At 69.2% G+C, this 16,779-nt stretch carries 12 protein-coding genes and 2 tRNA genes; 5 read left to right on the top strand and 9 right to left on the bottom strand.

Features of this window, described 5'->3' with window-relative positions; all coding sequences use genetic code 11:
• The first annotated feature begins 129 nt into the window (after positions 1 to 129).
• A complete protein-coding gene (locus AC4D2C_RS07195; RefSeq protein ID WP_490913741.1) occupies positions 130 to 1,491 on the top strand; it encodes a cytochrome P450 in 1,362 nt (453 codons plus the stop codon).
• A 33-nt stretch (positions 1,492 to 1,524) separates the two neighbouring features.
• Here AC4D2C_RS07195 and AC4D2C_RS07200 read toward each other — a convergent pair whose 3' ends face one another.
• Positions 1,525 to 2,325, bottom strand: coding sequence for an SDR family oxidoreductase (locus AC4D2C_RS07200; RefSeq protein ID WP_490913743.1), 801 nt, complete (start codon positions 2,323 to 2,325; stop codon positions 1,525 to 1,527).
• A 150-nt stretch (positions 2,326 to 2,475) separates the two neighbouring features.
• Between AC4D2C_RS07200 and valS the strand changes: the two genes are divergently transcribed.
• Entirely contained in the window at positions 2,476 to 5,100 is a 2,625-nt protein-coding gene (valS, locus tag AC4D2C_RS07205; protein ID WP_490913744.1) for a valine--tRNA ligase, read from the top strand.
• Between the two features lie 71 nt (positions 5,101 to 5,171).
• Here valS and AC4D2C_RS07210 read toward each other — a convergent pair whose 3' ends face one another.
• Positions 5,172 to 5,789: a mycothiol-dependent nitroreductase Rv2466c family protein gene (locus AC4D2C_RS07210; protein WP_490913747.1), complete on the bottom strand. Its 618-nt coding sequence runs from the start codon at positions 5,787 to 5,789 to the stop codon at positions 5,172 to 5,174.
• 249 nt (positions 5,790 to 6,038) lie between these two features.
• Here AC4D2C_RS07210 and AC4D2C_RS07215 point away from each other — a divergent pair, with 249 nt between their 5' ends.
• Positions 6,039 to 7,532: a glyceraldehyde-3-phosphate dehydrogenase gene (locus tag AC4D2C_RS07215; RefSeq protein ID WP_490914035.1), complete on the top strand. Its 1,494-nt coding sequence runs from the start codon at positions 6,039 to 6,041 to the stop codon at positions 7,530 to 7,532.
• Positions 7,533 to 7,602: 70 nt separating this feature from the next.
• Here AC4D2C_RS07215 and clpX read toward each other — a convergent pair whose 3' ends face one another.
• The 5 genes from clpX to AC4D2C_RS07240 form a co-directional block, all read right to left on the bottom strand.
• On the bottom strand, positions 7,603 to 8,895 hold the full coding sequence (gene clpX / locus AC4D2C_RS07220; RefSeq protein ID WP_334210191.1) for an ATP-dependent Clp protease ATP-binding subunit ClpX: 1,293 nt from the start codon (positions 8,893 to 8,895) through the stop codon (positions 7,603 to 7,605).
• Positions 8,896 to 9,059: 164 nt separating this feature from the next.
• Positions 9,060 to 9,734, bottom strand: coding sequence for an ATP-dependent Clp protease proteolytic subunit (locus AC4D2C_RS07225; RefSeq protein WP_490913748.1), 675 nt, complete (start codon positions 9,732 to 9,734; stop codon positions 9,060 to 9,062).
• A 46-nt stretch (positions 9,735 to 9,780) separates the two neighbouring features.
• Entirely contained in the window at positions 9,781 to 10,416 is a 636-nt protein-coding gene (locus AC4D2C_RS07230; RefSeq protein WP_490913750.1) for an ATP-dependent Clp protease proteolytic subunit, read from the bottom strand.
• Positions 10,417 to 10,663: 247 nt separating this feature from the next.
• Complete coding sequence (tig, locus tag AC4D2C_RS07235) at positions 10,664 to 12,202, bottom strand: trigger factor (RefSeq protein ID WP_490913751.1); 1,539 nt, start codon at positions 12,200 to 12,202, stop codon at positions 10,664 to 10,666.
• Between the two features lie 69 nt (positions 12,203 to 12,271).
• Positions 12,272 to 12,345, bottom strand: a tRNA-Pro gene (locus AC4D2C_RS07240).
• 113 nt (positions 12,346 to 12,458) lie between these two features.
• Between AC4D2C_RS07240 and AC4D2C_RS07245 the strand changes: the two genes are divergently transcribed.
• Positions 12,459 to 12,529, top strand: a tRNA-Gly gene (locus AC4D2C_RS07245).
• 102 nt (positions 12,530 to 12,631) lie between these two features.
• On the opposite strand, the gene AC4D2C_RS07250 is transcribed toward AC4D2C_RS07245, so the two are convergent.
• Positions 12,632 to 13,522, bottom strand: a complete 891-nt coding sequence (locus AC4D2C_RS07250; RefSeq protein WP_490913753.1) for an Fpg/Nei family DNA glycosylase — start codon at positions 13,520 to 13,522, stop codon at positions 12,632 to 12,634.
• A complete protein-coding gene (locus tag AC4D2C_RS07255; RefSeq protein ID WP_490914037.1) occupies positions 13,515 to 13,985 on the bottom strand; it encodes a ribose-5-phosphate isomerase in 471 nt (156 codons plus the stop codon). Before AC4D2C_RS07255 ends, AC4D2C_RS07250 begins: the two co-directional genes overlap by 8 nt.
• Positions 13,986 to 14,211: 226 nt before the next feature.
• Between AC4D2C_RS07255 and pepN the strand changes: the two genes are divergently transcribed.
• Entirely contained in the window at positions 14,212 to 16,767 is a 2,556-nt protein-coding gene (gene pepN, locus AC4D2C_RS07260) for an aminopeptidase N (protein ID WP_490914039.1), read from the top strand.
• Positions 16,768 to 16,779 lie beyond the last annotated feature (12 nt).

Raw genomic sequence — 16,779 nt, forward strand, 5'->3', positions numbered from 1 at the left:
CGGGGCGAATTCCTTGTCGAAAGGGGCGCCCGCACAGCGGCGGGTGCGTGGGCGCCGGGAAATACGTTGTGGCGGCGGTGCATGCTTGGGAGGCTGGGAGGGTACCCGAAGCAACAGGATGGATGCCATATGCCGACCACCGCCCCCACCGCGACCACCGCCCCCACCGCGACCGGTCTTCCGACCGCGACCGCACTGGACACCGCACGGCTGCTGCTGGGGGTGTTCCTGCCCACCGTCGTCAAGGGACCCATCATCCGCAGGCCGTGGGCGGTCGGGCTGACCGCCCGCCTGGGCCTGGATACGAGGGCCGTGGGGATCGTCCGGAAGGTCCATGCGAGATACCCGTCGGGCCCGCTGATGCTGAGGCTGCCGGTCCGGAAGCAGGCGATGGTCCTGGACCCGGGCGACGTGAACACGGTCCTGGCGCACTCCCCGGAGCCGTTCTCCCCCGCGAGCAGCGAGAAGAAAGCAGCGCTCTCGCACTTCCAGCCCGCCAACGCACTGATCTCCCGCGGGTCCCTCCGCACCGTGCGCCGCGCGCTGCACGAGCAGGTCCTGGACACGGACCATCCGGTGCACCACCTCGCGGACACGTTCGTACCCGTGGTGGAGCAGGAGATGCAGGGCCTGCTCGCGGAAGCGCTGAGGACCGGATCGCTGCCCTGGGCCGACTTCCTCGACGCCTGGTACCGCGTGGTGCGGCGGGTTGTCTTCGGCGACCACGCACGGGACGACAAGGAGCTCACCGCGATGATCATCCGGCTGCGGAAGGACGGCAACTGGGCGTTCCTCAAGCCGGTGCGGAAGGACACCCGTCGCCGCTTCCTGCAGCGGATCAGCGACGAGCTGGCGAACGCCGAACCCGGCAGCCTGGCCGCCGTGATGGCGGCCGCCCCGAAGGCAGAGGGCGCCGAGCCCGCGCAGCAGGTTCCCCAGTGGCTGTTCGCCTTCGACCCGGCGGGCATGGCGGTCTTCCGCACCCTGACCGTGCTCGCCACCCACCCGGAGGCGATGGCGACGGCGCGCCGCGAGATCGACGGCGACACCTCGGGGCGCCGCGTGCTCCCCTACCTGCGGGCGAGCGTCCTCGAGACCCTGCGCCTCTGGCCCACCACCCCGATGATCCTCCGCCAGACCACAGGACCCGTGGAGTGGCCGGAGGGGACCATGCCGGCGGACTGCGGCGTGCTCGTCTACGCGCCGTACTTCCACCGTGACGAGCGCTCGCTGCGCAGCGCCCACAACTTCTCGCCCGAGCGCTGGTTGACCGACGAGGACGACGGCTGGCCGCTCGTGCCGTTCAGCGACGGTCCGGTGGTGTGTCCCGGGAAACAGCTGGTGCTGCTCCTGACGAGCGCGGCCCTCGCCTCGCTGGTGAGCGGGCACGACGTCCGCGTGGAGGAGGGCCAGGACCTCGACCCGGAGCGGCCCCTGCCCGGGACCATGGACAACTACTCGGTGCGTCTCGTCGTCTCGCCGCGGGCCTGACCCGTCGAGCTCACCGGTCGGCGCGAGGTTCTGCTACCACTCGGATCGCAGCACCTTGTGGTTGGCGGCCTGGGCGAGCGGGCGCAGGACGAGGTGGTCGATGTTCATGTGGTGCGGCGCGTTGAGGGTGAAGGCCACCGCCGAGGCGACGTCGTCGGCCGTCAGCGGGAAACTCACGCCCTCGTAGACCCTGTCCGCCGCGCCCCGGTCGCCGCCGAGACGGTTGAGGGAGAACTCCTCGGTGTGCACCATGCCGGGCGACACCTCGATCACGCGGATGTTGTGCTCGGCCTCCTCGAGCCGGAGCGAACGCGCCATCGACTCCTGGGCCGCCTTGACGCCGCAGTACCCGGCCCCGCCCTCGTAGGCGGCGAGCGCAGCGGTCGAGGTCAGGAACAGGACGCTGCCCTGGCCGCCGTCGCGCAGGGCCGGCAGCAGTGCGCGGGTCATGCGCATCGAACCGAGGACGTTCACGTTGTACATCCATTCCCAGTCCGCCGTCACCGCGTCCGCGACCCGGTCCGCACCGAACGCTCCGCCCGCGTTGTTGACGAGCGCGTGGACCGGTCCGGCGGCCGTGACCTCCGCGGCGAAGGCATCGACCGAGGCCTGATCGGTGACGTCGAGGGCCATCGGCGTGGCCCCCGTCTCCTCCGCGAGCGCCGTGAGGCGGTCCAGGCGCCGGGCCGCCGCGACGACGTCCCACCCGTCGCGGCGGAGCGCGCGCACGGTGGCCGCGCCGATCCCGGAACTGGCTCCGGTGACGATCACGCGCAGGGCGGAAGGGGCAGGATCTGCAGGGGCGCCGAGCGGCGCGGGCGATGACTGGCTCATGGGGCCACTGTAACGATCACCTCCGGGACAAGGAGTCCTGCCGGCTCATCCACGGTCAGCCCGCCGCCTGATGATCCGTGCCGGAGGACGTCCGGATCTCCTCGGGGCGGTCCGGAGAGCGGGTCCCCCGGGGTAGGGAACAATGGAGGGATGGCCGACACCACCCAGGGCACAGACACGCCCTCCCCCCAGCCCGTTTCCGTTCCCGACAAACCCGCCCTCGAGGGCCTCGAGGAGAGGCTGTCCCGCCAGTGGCGTGAGGACGGCACCTACACCTTCCGGCGCGACACCACGCGCGAGCAGGTGTACTCGATCGACACTCCCCCGCCCACGGCGTCGGGTTCCCTCCATGTCGGGCACATGTTCTCCTACACGCAGACCGACGTGATGGCCCGCTTCAAGCGCATGAACGGCGCCAACGTGTTCTATCCGATGGGCTGGGACGACAACGGCCTGCCCACCGAGCGCCGCGTGCAGAACTACTACGGCGTGCGCTGCGACCCCTCGGTGGCCTACGACGCCGGCTACCGCCCGCCCGCCGAGCCGGCGAAGAACCAGCGCGACTTCGACGCCGTCTCGCGCCGGAACTTCATCGAGCTCTGCGAGGAACTGGCCGTCGAGGACGAGAAGGTCTTCGAGAACCTCTTCAGCACCCTGGGCCTCTCGGTCGACTGGGACCTGACGTACCGGACCATCGACGACACCTCCCGGGCTGTCTCGCAGCGCGCCTTCCTCGAGAACCTGAAGGCCGGCGACGCGTACCTCGCCGAGGCCCCCACCCTGTGGGACGTCACCTTCCGCACCGCGGTGGCCCAGGCGGAGTTGGAGGACCGTGAGCAGCCCGGCGCGTACCACCGGATCGCCTTCCATCTGCCGGACGGCGGGCAGGTCCACATCGAGACGACCCGGCCCGAGCTGCTCCCGGCGTGCGTGGCACTCGTGGCCCACCCGGACGACGAGCGGTACAAGCCACTGTTCGGCACCACGGTGACCTCGCCCCTGTTCGACGTCGAGGTCGAGGTCAAGGCGCACCCCCTCGCCAAGCCCGACAAGGGCAGCGGCATCGCGATGATCTGCACCTTCGGCGACCTCACCGACGTCACGTGGTGGCGTGAGCTGCAGCTGCCCACGCGCGCCGTCGTCGGCAGGGACGGACGCCTCCGCTCGGAGACGCCGGAGTGGATCGCCACCGGACGGGCGCGTGAGCACTACGGGCAACTGGCCGGCAAGACGATCTTCAGCGCCAAGGAGGCCGTCGTCTCGATGCTCCGCGACAGCGGGGACCTCGAGGGCGAGCCGAAGAAGATCATGCACCCGGTCAACTTCTACGAGAAGGGCGACAAGCCGCTGGAAGTGGTGACGAGCCGCCAGTGGTACATCAGGAACGGAGGGCGCGACGCCGGCAAGCGCGAGGCGCTGATCGCGCGCGGTCGCGAGATCGACTTCCACCCGGCCTTCATGCGCTCGCGCTACGAGAACTGGATCGAAGGCCTGAACGGCGACTGGCTCGTCTCCCGTCAGCGGTTCTTCGGCGTGCCCGTCCCGGTCTGGTACCGCCTGGACGCCGACGGCGAACCCGAGTACGAGGACCCCATCCTCCCTGCGCTCGAGGCCCTGCCCGTGGACCCGGCCGCCGACCCGGCGCCGGGCTTCGACGAGTCCGCCCGGAACCAGCCCGGCGGCTTCATCGGTGACAGCGACGTCCTGGACACCTGGGCGACGTCGTCCCTCACCCCGCAGATCGTGGGCGGCTGGGCGCGCGACGAGGACCTGTTCGCCACGGTGTTCCCGTTCGACCTGCGTCCGCAGGGGCACGACATCATCAGGACCTGGCTGTTCTCCACCGCCGTCCGCGCCGACGCGCTGCAGGACTCGGTGCCGTGGAAACACGCCGCGCTCTCGGGCTGGATCCTCGACCCCGACCGCAAGAAGATGTCGAAGTCCAAGGGCAACGTGGTGGTCCCGACCGACGTCCTCGAGCAGTTCGGCGCCGACGCGGTCCGCTACTGGGCCGCCTCGGCGAAGCTCGGCGCGGACACCGCGTACGAGGTCAACCAGATGAAGATCGGGCGCCGCCTCGCCATCAAGCTCCTCAACGCGTCGAAGTTCGTGCTGAACCTCGGGGTCACGGATGCGTCCGTCGGCGAGGGGTCGCTCGGGCGGGTCACGGAGGCGCTGGACCTGGCGCTGCTCGCGCAGCTGCGCACCGTCACGGAGCAGGCGACGGCCGCGTTCGAGAAGTACGACTACGCCCGGGCACTCCAGCTCACGGAGTCCTTCTTCTGGACCTTCACGGACGACTACGTGGAGCTGGTCAAGGACCGCGCCTACGGCGATGCGGGCGACGCGGGGACGCAATCGGTCCAGACCGCTCTGGCCACCACGCTCGACGCCCTGCTGCGGCTCTTCGCGCCGTTCCTGCCGTTCGCGACCGAGGAGGTGTGGAGCTGGTGGCGCCAGGGTTCCGTGCACCGGGCGGCCTGGCCGAGCGCCGGGTCCCTCGCTGGGCTGCCCGGAACCGCCGATGCCGGCGTGCTGACGACCGTGTCCCTGGCCCTCGGAGGCATCCGCAAGGCGAAGTCCGAGGCGAAGGTCAAGCAGCGCACCGAGGTGGAGACCGCCGTCGTGACGGCGCCCGCCGCGCAGGTGGACCAGCTACGGGCAGGTCTCGCGGACCTGCTGGCGGCCGGCAACGCGAAGGACCTCCGGTTCGCGGAGGGCGACGGCCCGCTGGCCGTCTCCGAGGTGGAACTCGTCCCGCAGCCCGAGCAGTAGCCGGCCGGCGGCCGGTGGGACGCAGAAGGGACCCGCTCGGACGAGCGGGTCCCTTCTGCGTCCCAGGGTGCCTAGTCGAACGCGGGGCTCTCCGTGCGGGAGCGCTTGAGCTCGAAGAACCCGGGGAACTCGGACATCAGCACGGCGCCGTCGAAGATCCGGCCGGCCTGCTCGCCGCGCGGGATCCTCGTGAGCACGGGGCCGAAGAACGCGGTGCCGTTGAATGCCACGACGGGCGTCCCGACCTCGTCGCCGACGCGGTCGATGCCGTCCTTATGGGAGGCGCGGAGCTGCGCGTCGTACTCGTCCGAGCTCGCGTAGCGCGCGAGCTCGGCGGGCAGACCGACCTCGTCGAGCGACTCGCGGATGACCACGTCGAAGTCCCTGTTCTGCCCGATGTGGATGCGGGTGCCCATCGCGTCGTAGAGCTTCTTGATGTACTCGCCGCCGTGCAGCTCCGCCGCGGCGATGATGACGCGGACGGGGCCCCACCCCCGATCCATCAGGGTCCGGTAGTCCTCCGGCAGGTCGCGTCCCTCGTTCAGCACGGACAGGCTCATGACGTGCCAGTCCACCGAGATGTTCCGGACCTGCTCGACCTCACCCATCCAGCGCGACGTGATCCAGGCGAAGGGGCACAGGGGGTCGAACCAGAAATCGGCCTTCTCGACGGTGGTGGACTCGCTCATGCAGTACTCCTTCGAATAGTGGACAGGCCTCGGGCCTTTCCCGGTGCAACCCGCGCCGTACGCACCGTATTCCGGGCGTCCCGTCAGGACGGCTTGCTCGAAATTGGTGCGGAGCCGTGCGGGGCGGTCTAATGGGAGGACACGACCAGTCGACGGTGCCTGGCGCTATCCCTGCGCCGCCATCCGGCTGGAGGAGTCCGCACCGGTCATGCCGGTGCCCGAAGGGATGAACTCTTGCAGCACGACCGGATAGAGAACCACACCGAGAACCACGCCGAAACCCATGACATGTGGCTCGAGCGCGAGGCGCTCGCCGAGGCCATGATCCCGCTGATCGGACGTCTGTACCGCACCAACAACGTGGTCACGAGCATTCACGGGCGCAGCCTGATCAACAAGTCCACCATGAGCATCCTCAAGGCGCACCGCTTCGCACGGCGCATCACCACCGAGGCGCTCCTCCTCGAGGACACCGCTCCCCTGCTGCAGATCCTCACCGACCTCGACCTCGGGGCCGCGGCCATCGACATCGGGCGCCTGCGCAACGCCTACGACCGTGCCGTCGGCGCCGGGGACGGGCGCACGCTCGAGGAGTTCGTCCGGGCGGAACTGGCCGACATCGTAGGACAGGGCGGGCGGGACGAGCGCACCAGCACCGACGTCGTGCTCTACGGGTTCGGGCGGATCGGTCGCCTCGTGGCCCGCCTGCTCATCGAGAAGGCCGGCGGCGGCCACGGGCTGCGGCTACGCGCCGTCGTGGTCCGCCGCGGCTCCGACAACGACCTCGTCAAACGCGCCAGCCTGCTCCGCCGCGACTCCGTCCACGGGCCCTTCGAGGGGACCATCCAGGTCGACGAGGCGGCGAACACCATCACCGCCAACGGCATCCGGATCCAGGTCATCTACTCCGACGACCCCGCGTCCATCGACTACACCGCCTACGGCATCCGGGACGCCCTCGTGGTCGACAACACGGGCCGCTGGCGCGACGAGGCGGGCCTGTCGCAGCACCTGCGAAGCACGGGCGTGGCCAGGGTCCTGCTCACCGCGCCGGGCAAGGGGGCGCTGAAGAACATCGTGCACGGCATCAACCATGACGCCATCGAGGACAGCGACCGGATCATCACCGCGGCGTCCTGCACCACGAACGCGATCACGCCCGTCCTGAAGGCCATCAACGACCGCTACGGCGTGGTCCACGGGCACGTGGAGACCGTGCACTCCTTCACGAACGACCAGAACCTCATCGACAACTTCCATAAGGGCGACCGCCGCGGCCGCTCCGCGGCCCTGAACATGGTCCTCACCGAGACCGGAGCCGCGACCGCCGTGGCCAAGGCCCTCCCGGAGCTGGCCGGCAAGCTCACGGGCAGCTCCATCCGCGTCCCCACCCCGGATGTCTCCATCGCCATCCTGAACCTCACCCTCGAACACCCCACCTCCAAGGACGAGGTCAACGAATACCTGCGCGAGATGTCCCTGCACTCGACCATCCGCAAACAGATCGACTACATCGCCAGCCCCGAAGTCGTCTCCACCGACTTCGTCGGCTCACGCCGCGCGGGCATCGTCGACGGACTCGCGACCATCGCCGACGGCCACCACGCGGTGCTCTACGTCTGGTACGACAACGAGTTCGGCTACAGCTGCCAGGTCGTCCGCGTCATGGAGGAGATGGCCGCCGTCCACCCGCCCACCTACCCCGCCGTGAACACCGAGGCAGAGGTCCCAGCCGGCCTGTAGTCCCGCGTCCCGGAGGCTCAAGACAGGAAGGGCCCGGCCGAACGGCCGGGCCCTTCCTGTGGTGCGAGCGTCAGGCGGACTTGTTGCGCCGCTTGGCGACCACTTCGTGGGAGATCAGCGTGGGCTCTGCACGACGCCCGACGACATCGTCCGTGATGACCACGGTGGCGATGTCCTCGCGGCTCGGGAGGTCGAACATGACCGGGAGGAGCACCTCCTCCATGATGGCGCGAAGGCCGCGCGCACCCGTGCCGCGGTCGAGGGCGAGATCGGCGATCGCCTCGAGCGCCTTCGGTTCGAAGACGAGCTCGACACCGTCGAGCAGGAACATCTTCTGGTACTGCTTCATGAGGGCGTTCTTGGGCTCGGTCAGGATCTGCATGAGCGCCGGACGGTCGAGGTGCGTCACCGTGGTGATGACGGGGAGGCGCCCGATGAACTCGGGAATCAGCCCGAACTTCAGCAGGTCCTCCGGCATGACGTCGCCGTAGCTGACCTCCTCGTTCTTCAGCGAGCTCAGCGGCGCGCCGAAGCCGATGCCCTTGCGGCCGGCCCGCGACCCGATGATCTCCTCGAGCCCCGCGAAGGCGCCGGCGACGATGAACAGCACGTTGGTGGTGTCGATCTGGATGAACTCCTGGTGCGGGTGCTTCCGCCCGCCCTGCGGCGGCACCGAGGCGACAGTGCCCTCGAGGATCTTCAGCAGCGCCTGCTGGACGCCCTCGCCGGAGACGTCACGCGTGATCGACGGGTTCTCGCTCTTGCGCGAGATCTTGTCGATCTCGTCGATGTAGATGATGCCCTGCTCGGCCTTCTTGACGTCGTAGTCGGCGGCCTGGATGAGCTTCAGGAGGATGTTCTCCACGTCCTCGCCGACGTAGCCCGCCTCGGTGAGGGCCGTGGCATCGGCAACGGCGAACGGGACGTTCAGCCGGCGGGCGAGCGTCTGCGCGAGGTAGGTCTTGCCACAGCCCGTGGGGCCGATGAGAAGGATGTTCGACTTCGCGATCTCGACGTCCTCGGTCTCGGCCGCGTCGGCGAGTGTCCCGGCGGCGCGGGGGCCGTTGCCGGACTGGATGCGCTTGTAGTGGTTGTACACGGCGACCGCGAGGGACCGCTTGGCCGGCTCCTGGCCCACGACGTACTCCTGCAGGAAGTCGAAGATCTCGCGGGGCTTGGGCAGCTCGAACGTGCCGAGATCGGCCACCTCGGAGAGCTCCTCCTCGATGATCTCGTTGCACAGGTCGATGCACTCGTCGCAGATGTACACGCCGGGACCGGCAATCAGCTTCCGGACCTGCTTCTGGCTCTTCCCGCAGAAAGAGCACTTGAGCAAATCGGTGCTCTCACCAATGCGAGCCATGGTTCAATCCCCTTAGGTATTACACGATTGCTAAGACCACTGTAGGCCACATGGCCTCGGTGGCCAGTATCAAAATGCCCGTGGTGCCTTGGGGCGCCACGGGCGGTGAAGCGACCGGATGACGCGGCCGGCGATCACGTGGACCGCCGGTCGCGCCGTCCCGGCTACGGGGTGTTGATCTTCGGCGGGGTGATCTTGCGCGAGTTCAGGACCTCGTCCACCAGGCCGTATGCGACAGCATCGGCGGCGGTGAGGATCTTGTCGCGCTCGATGTCGATGTTGACCTGCTCGGGCGTGCGGCCCGAGTGCAGTGCGAGGGTGTCCTCGAGCCAGGTGCGCATGCGCATGACCTCGTTGGCCTGGATCTCCAGGTCGGAGGCCTGCCCGCCCTGTCCTCCGGAGAGGGCGGGCTGGTGGATCAGCACGCGTGCGTTCGGCAGGGCGAGGCGCTTGCCCGGCGCGCCGGCGGCGAGCAGGACGGCGGCGGCACTCGCGGCCTGGCCGAGGCACACGGTCTGGACCTCGGGCCGGATGAACTGCATGGTGTCGTAGATCGCCGTCATGGCGGTGAAGGAGCCACCGGGCGAGTTGATGTACAGCGTGATGTCGCGCTCGGGATCCGTTGACTCGAGCACGAGCAGCTGCGCCATGACGTCGTCGGCTGACGCGTCGTCGACCTGCGTGCCGAGGAAGATGATGCGGTCCTCGAACAGCTTCGTGTACGGGTCCTGGCGCTTGAAGCCGTAGGGCGTGCGCTCTTCGAACTGGGGGAGGATGTAGCGGCTCGTGGGGAGGTTGCGTGCGCTGGATCCCGCGGCTGCCTGGAAATCGTGGTTCATGGTGTCTCCTGTAGGACGACTGGTAGGAGTGGGGCTGCTGCGCGGACTACGCGGTCTGCTCCGTCTGGTCGGTGCCGCCGCCGCCCGCGACGGAGCCGGAGTGCGCGGAGATGTGGTCGAAGAACCCGTAGTCGAGGGCTTCCTGGGCCGTGAACCACTTGTCGCGGTCGTTGTCCTTGAGGATCGTCTCGACCGTCTGGCCCGTCTGCTCCGCGGTCAGCTCGGCCATGACCCGCTTCATGTGGAGGATGAGCTCCGCCTGGATGCGGATGTCGGTCGCCGTGCCGCCGATACCGCCGGAGGGCTGGTGCATCAGGATGCGTGCGTGGGGGGTCGCGTAGCGCTTGCCCTTCGTGCCCGAGGACAGCAGGAACTGGCCCATGGACGCGGCGAGGCCGGTGGCCACGGTGACGACGTCGTTCGGGATGAACTGCATGGTGTCGTAGATGGCCATACCGGCCGTCACGGACCCGCCGGGAGAGTTGATGTAGAGGTAGATGTCGCGCTCAGGATCCTCGGCGGACAGCAGCAGCAGCTGGGAGCAGATGACGTTCGCGTTGTCGTCGCGGACCTCGGAACCGAGCCAGATGATGCGCTCCTTGAGGAGCCGGTTGTAGATGTACTCATCACGACCGCCCATTTCGGGGCCTGCCATGCTCGGGGTGCGTGGTTCGGTTGTCATGGACGTTGACCTCTCACTCTGGCGGGTGGTGCCTCGTCGGCCTACCCGTCCTTTTGTCTCTTCTTGGACACTAACCCGCTGCCCGGCCGATTTGCTCCCGCGTGGGGAACTGTTCGCTGACGGCGCACGGTGGCTGGGTCCGGCCCCACCGACGTCCCGCGGGCGCACCGCGCAGCCGCTCCGGGGCCTTAACGCGGCAGCGGCGCCGCGCCCGAAGGCTGCGGCACCGCTGTCGGCATGGCTGGTCCTACTCGGCGGCCGGCTTCTTCCGCGGGGCGCGCTTCTTCTTGGGCGCCTCGGCGGCCTCCGGCTCCTCGGCCGACCCGGCGGGCTCGGCCGCGGCGTCAGTCGACTCCGAGCTCTCGGGCTCGGTCGTGGCTGACTCGGCGGTGGCTGCCTCGGTGGTGTCGGCTTCCGTCGCCTGGATGTCCTCGACGGCGTCCTGCTCGGTGTCGACGTCGTCGACCTGGACCGTCTCGGCCTCGTCGTCGCCCGCGGGGCGCACGAACTCGGTGAGGTCGACGGCCGCACCGTTGGTGTCGGTGACCGTGGCGTACTCGAGGACCTTGGCAAGGGCCTTGCGGCGGCGGACCTCTCCCACGATCATCGGGACCTGGCCGCTCTGGTCGAGCATCTGGGCGAACTGGTTCGGTTCCATGCCGTACTGGCCGGCGGTGGAGACGATGTAGTCGATCAGCTCGCTCTGGCTGACGCCCACCTCCTCCTTCTCGGCGACGGCGTCGAGGATGACCTCGTTCTGGAAGGCGCGCTCCGTGTTGGTACGGACCTCGGCGCGGTGCTCCTCGGTGTCGTGGTCCGCTGCGGCAGTGTGGGCGTTCTCGCCGTTGAAGTGCTGCTCCAGCTGCTCCTCGATGACGCTCTCGGGCACCGGCACGGCGACGAGCTCGACGAGCTTGTCCAGCACCTTGTCCCGCGCCTCGACGCCCTGGTCCATGAGCTTGGACTCGGAGGCCTGCTTCGTCAGGTCGGCGCGCAGTTCCTCGGCGGTGTCGAACTCGCTGGCGAGCTGGGCGAACTCGTCGTCGACCTCGGGCAGCTCGCGCTCCTTGACGGCCTTCACGGCGACGGTCACCTGTGCGTCGGCACCGGCGTGCTCACCGCCGGCCAGCTTGGTCTCGAAGGTCGCGCTCTCGTCCGTGGACAGCCCGGTGACGGCCTCGTCCATGCCCTCGAGCATGGTTCCGGAGCCGATCTGGTAGGACAGATCCTGTGCCGAGTCGACCTCGACGCCATCGACCGACGCGGTGAGGTCGATGGTGAGGAAGTCGCCGTCCTGCGAGGGGCGGTCGACCGTGGTGAGGGTGCCGAAGCGGCCGCGCAGCTCGTCCATGGCCTTCTGGATGTCCTCGTCCGAGGCCTCGACGGGCTCGACGGTGACGTCGATGCCCTTGTAGTCGGGCAGCTCGATCTCGGGGCGGATATCCAGCTCGACCGTGAAGGTCAGCTGGCCGTCCTTCTTCGCGGGGTCCGGGACCTCGGTGATCTCGACCTCGGGGCGGCTGAGCGGGCGGATGCCCGTCTCCTGCACGGCGCTCTGGTAGAAGCCGTTCAGGCCATCGTTGATCGCGGTCTCGATCACGTAGCCGCGGCCGACCCGCTGATCGATGAGCTGCTGGGGGACCTTGCCCTTGCGGAAGCCTGGAACCTGGACCTGGGTGGCGATGGTCTTGTAGGCCTCGTCGATGCTGGGCTCAAGTTCCTCGAAGGGGACCTCGACGTTCAGCTTCACCCGGGTGGGGGAAAGGGTTTCAACAGCGCTCTTCACAGCGTAGGACTCCTGGGATGATTGGGATTGGTTCTGCAGCGGAGGCACTTTCCTCATCACACGACAGAGTCGGGGTGACAGGAGTTGAACCTGCGACTTCCTGCTCCCAAAGCAGGCGCTCTACCAAGCTGAGCTACACCCCGTAAGTGCGAGTGTCAGTCTACGCACCTTTACGAGAACCACGCACATTTGGCGAACGCGCGGCGGCTGTGGTGTAGTTGTAGGCGTTCCACGAGGGTCCACGAGGCCTCGCTTCGGGGATGTAGCTTAATGGTAAAGCCTCAGTCTTCCAAACTGATTACGCGGGTTCGATTCCCGTCATCCCCTCTGATCCCGGCAGGCGCCGGACCCGCACCCGGACCCGCGCGTCCGGGTGTTCCGCTTTAACCGGCCGATTCCATACCGCCGGTCAGGCCACCCGGGTGCCCTTCAGTCCGCCTGGCACTGCGGGCACCAGTACACCGTCCGCGCCGCCATGTCGGCGGTCAGGATCGGCGTCGCGCAGCGGCGGCACGGGAGCCCCGTCCTCTTGTACACGTAGTTCGGCGCCGACCGCTTCGGCCTGCCGTTCCGGGCCTCCGCCGTCGTCGTGATGATGCGTCCCTCCCGCACGCCGTCCTTCATGAGCCGCACCGTGTCCGCCCAGAGGCCGGCGGCCTCGTCGTCGCGGAGCTGCTTCCCGGGGCGCCACGGGTTGATCCCCTGCAGGAACAGCACCTCGGCGCGGTAGATGTTGCCGATCCCTGCGATGACCGCCTGGTTCATGAGCTGGATGCCGACCGGCGTGATGCTCGACATGACCTTGCGGACGAAGACGGTGCCATCCGTTGCCGGCTGCAGCGGATCCGGGCCGAGCCGAGCGCGCGCGGCCTCCTCCTCGGCGCCGGTGATGACCTCGCAGGCCGTCGGTCCGCGCAGATCCGCCCAGCCGTGGGCGGACACGAGCCGCACCCGTACTGCTCCGACGGGGTCGGGCGGACCACCGTAGCCGGCGGCGGCGGGGTCGTCGCCCTCGGCGGAGGGTTGCTCCGACTCCCCCACCCGGCGGGGTGCGCCGATGCTCGACGCCCCCCGGAAGGTCTCATCGCCGCCGAAGCTCCACGCACCGTACAGCCCGAGGTGGATCCGCAGCACGCGGTCGCCGTCGAACCGCAGGAACATCTGCTTGCCGTGCGCGATGGCGCTCAGCAGCGTGCCGCCGTCGAGCAGTGCCGCGCCGGCGGCGAAGCGTCCCTGCGGGCTGGACACTGCGAGCTGCTCGCCGACGAAGACCGAGGTGAACTGCTTCGCCAGCCGATGGACCGAGTGGCCCTCAGGCAAGAGTCCCCGTCTCCTCGAATCGGGCGATCTGGGCGATCCGGCGGCTGTGCCGCTCGGCGCCGCTGAACGGCTCGGCGAGGAACGCCTCGATGATGGCCGTCGCCTCCTCCACGGAGTGCTGGCGGCCGCCGACGGCCACGACGTTCGCGTCGTTGTGCTGGCGGCCGAGGCGCGCGGTGTCGAGGTTCCAGGCGAGGGCCGCCCGTGCGCCCCGCACCTTGTTCGCGGCGATCTGCTCGCCGTTGCCGGAGCCGCCGAGGACGATCCCGAGGGCCTCGATACCGGCGGCCCGGTCCGCGACGACGGCCTGCGCGGCGTGGATACAGAAGGAGGGGTAGTCGTCCTCGGGGTCGTACGACGCCGGGCCGTGGTCGACGATGTCGTACCCGGCGGCGGTGAGGTGCGAGAGCAGGTGGGCGCTCAGCTCCATGCCGGCGTGGTCTGTGGCGAGGTGGACGCGCATGGACATCTGTTCCTTCGGGACGGCGCCGGGGGGTGACCGGCGGTGGCTGAGGGGGTCGCGTGCCCGGCAGGGCAGGACGCGTCCCAGCCTAGTCCGCCCGGGTGGCGCCCGGATGACCCCCGGTGCGAGCGGCGGCACCTGGCGGAATGAGAGAATCTAAGCGCCGCGTAATCCCCATCACACGTGCGGCCCCCGATTCCCACCCTGGAGGCGATCCTTGCCCGGTCTGAACCTGACGCGCGACGAAGCACGTACGCGCGCCGATCTGCTCACCGTCCACTCCTACGAGATCACCCTCGACCTGACACGCGGCGAGCGCCTCTTCCGGTCGACGACGGTCGTCTCCTTCGACGCCGAGCCGGGCACGGCGACGTTCATCGACGCCGTGACGGACACCGTGCACCGCGTCGAACTCAATGGTGTCCCGCTCGACGCCGCAGAGGTGTCCGACGGCGCCAGGATCCAGCTGCCGTCGCTGGCCGCGAGCAACCGGCTGGTGGTCGAGGCCGACATGCCGTACATGAACACGGGCGAGGGCCTGCACCGCTTCACCGACCCCGTGGACGGGGAGGTGTACCTGTACACCCAGTTCGAGGTGCCCGACTCCCGCCGCGTCTTCGCCGTCTTCGAGCAGCCGGACCTCAAGTCGACGTTCCGCTTCACCGTGACGGCGCCGTCCCACTGGGACGTCATCTCCAACAGTGCGACGCCGGAACCCGTCCAGGCCGGAGCGGACGGCACTGACGGTGCCGCGGCCTCCACCTGGGCCTTCGAGCCCACGCCCGTCATGTCCTCCTACGTGACCGCGCTGATCGCCGGGCCCTACCAGTCCGTGCACAGCGAGCTCACGAGCTCGGACGGGCGGACCATCCCGCTCGGCGTCTTCGCCCGGAAGTCGCTCATGCAGTACATGGACGCCGAGAACATCTTCGCGCTCACCCGCCAGGGCTTCGCCTTCTACGAGGAGCAGTTCGGCGCGCCCTACCCGTTCGAGAAGTACGACCAGCTGTTCGTGCCCGAGTTCAACGCCGGCGCGATGGAGAACGCGGGGGCCGTGACCTTCGTGGAGACCTACGTCTTCCGGGGCCGGGTGCCCGATGCCACCGTCGAACGGCGCGCCATCACGATCCTGCACGAGCTGGCCCACATGTGGTTCGGCGACCTCGTCACCATGCGCTGGTGGAACGACCTCTGGCTGAACGAGTCCTTCGCGGAGTTCATGTCCACCCTCGCCGCGGCCGAGGCGACCGAGTTCGAGCAGGCGTGGACGACCTTCGCGATCCTGGAGAAGGGCTGGGCCTACCGCCAGGACCAGCTGCCCTCCACGCACCCCATCGTGGCGCAGATCAACGACCTCGAGGACGTGCAGGTCAACTTCGACGGCATCACCTACGCCAAGGGCGCCTCGGTGCTCAAGCAGCTCGTGGCCTGGGTGGGTCACGAGGAGTTCATGGCGGGCGTCCGCCAGTACTTCGCCAAGCACTCCTGGAAGAACACCGAGCTCGTGGACCTCCTGTCCGAGCTCGAGGCCTCCAGCGGCCGCGACCTGAAGGCGTGGTCGGCCCTGTGGCTCGAAACCGCCGGCGTCAATACCCTCCGCCCCGAGATCACCACGGACGAGGACGGCACCATCACCGCCTTCACCATCGTGCAGACGGCGATCGAGGAGTTCCCCACCCTGCGGCCGCACCGCCTGGCGGTCGGCTTCTACGATCACGACGACGACGGCTCGCTGGTCCGGGTGCACCGGCTCGAACTCGACGTCGACGGCGAGCGCACCGACGTCCCCGAGCTCGTGGGACGCACGCGGCCCGTCCTGGTCCTGCTGAACGACGACGACCTCGCCTACGCGAAGATCCGGCTCGACGCGGCGTCGCTGCGGGCCTCTGTACGCCATGTCAGGGACTTCGAGGACTCCCTCCCCCGCACGCTCGTCCTCGCCTCCGCGTGGGACGCCGCGCGCGACGGTGAGACGCCCGCCCGTGACTACGTGGAGCTCGTGCTGCAGAACGTGGGCGCTGAGTCGGACTCCTCCGTGGTACTCGTGCTGCTCCGGCAGCTCGCCTCGACCCTCGCGTTCTACGTCGACCCCGCGGACCGCGAGGCCATGGGCGATGCCGCGGCGGACAGCCTGCTCGAGCTCGCCCTCGCCGCCGAGGCGGGGTCCGATGCCCAGCTGCAGTTCACGAAGGCGTTCTCCGCGCACGCCCGCACGGTGCCCCAGCTCGACACCGTCCACGCGATGCTCACCGGTGAGCGCGTGCCCGAGGGCCTCGCCGTCGACCAGGACCTGCGGTGGGAGCTGCTGACCAGCCTGGTGGCCGGCGGCCGTGCAGGTGCCGCCGACGTCGAGGCCGAGCTGGCCCGGGACTCGACGGCGACCGGTGAGCTGGCGGCGGCGGGGGCCCTCGCGGCGCTGCCGACGGCGGAGGGCAAGGAAGCCGCGTGGACGGCGCTCGTCGACGCCACCGACCTGCCCAACGCCACGCAGCGCGCTATGATCGTCGGCTTCACCCGCGTGCACGACCGCGCGCTCCTCGAACCGTACGTGGAGCGGTATTTCGCGTCGCTGCGGCAGGTGTGGGAGACGCGCACGCACGAGATCGCCCAGCAGATCGTCGTGGGCCTGTACCCCTCGCTGCAGACCACGCAGGAGACCCTGGACCGGACGGACGCCTTCCTCGCCGAGCTCGGCACCGAGGCGCCCTCGCTGCGCCGCCTGGTGCTCGAGAGCCGCGACGGCATCGTGCGGGCCCTCAAGGCGCAGGCCGCCGACCGGTAGGGGCACCCGGGG

The sequence above is a fragment of the Arthrobacter sp. TJ-240 genome (assembly GCF_058269195.1).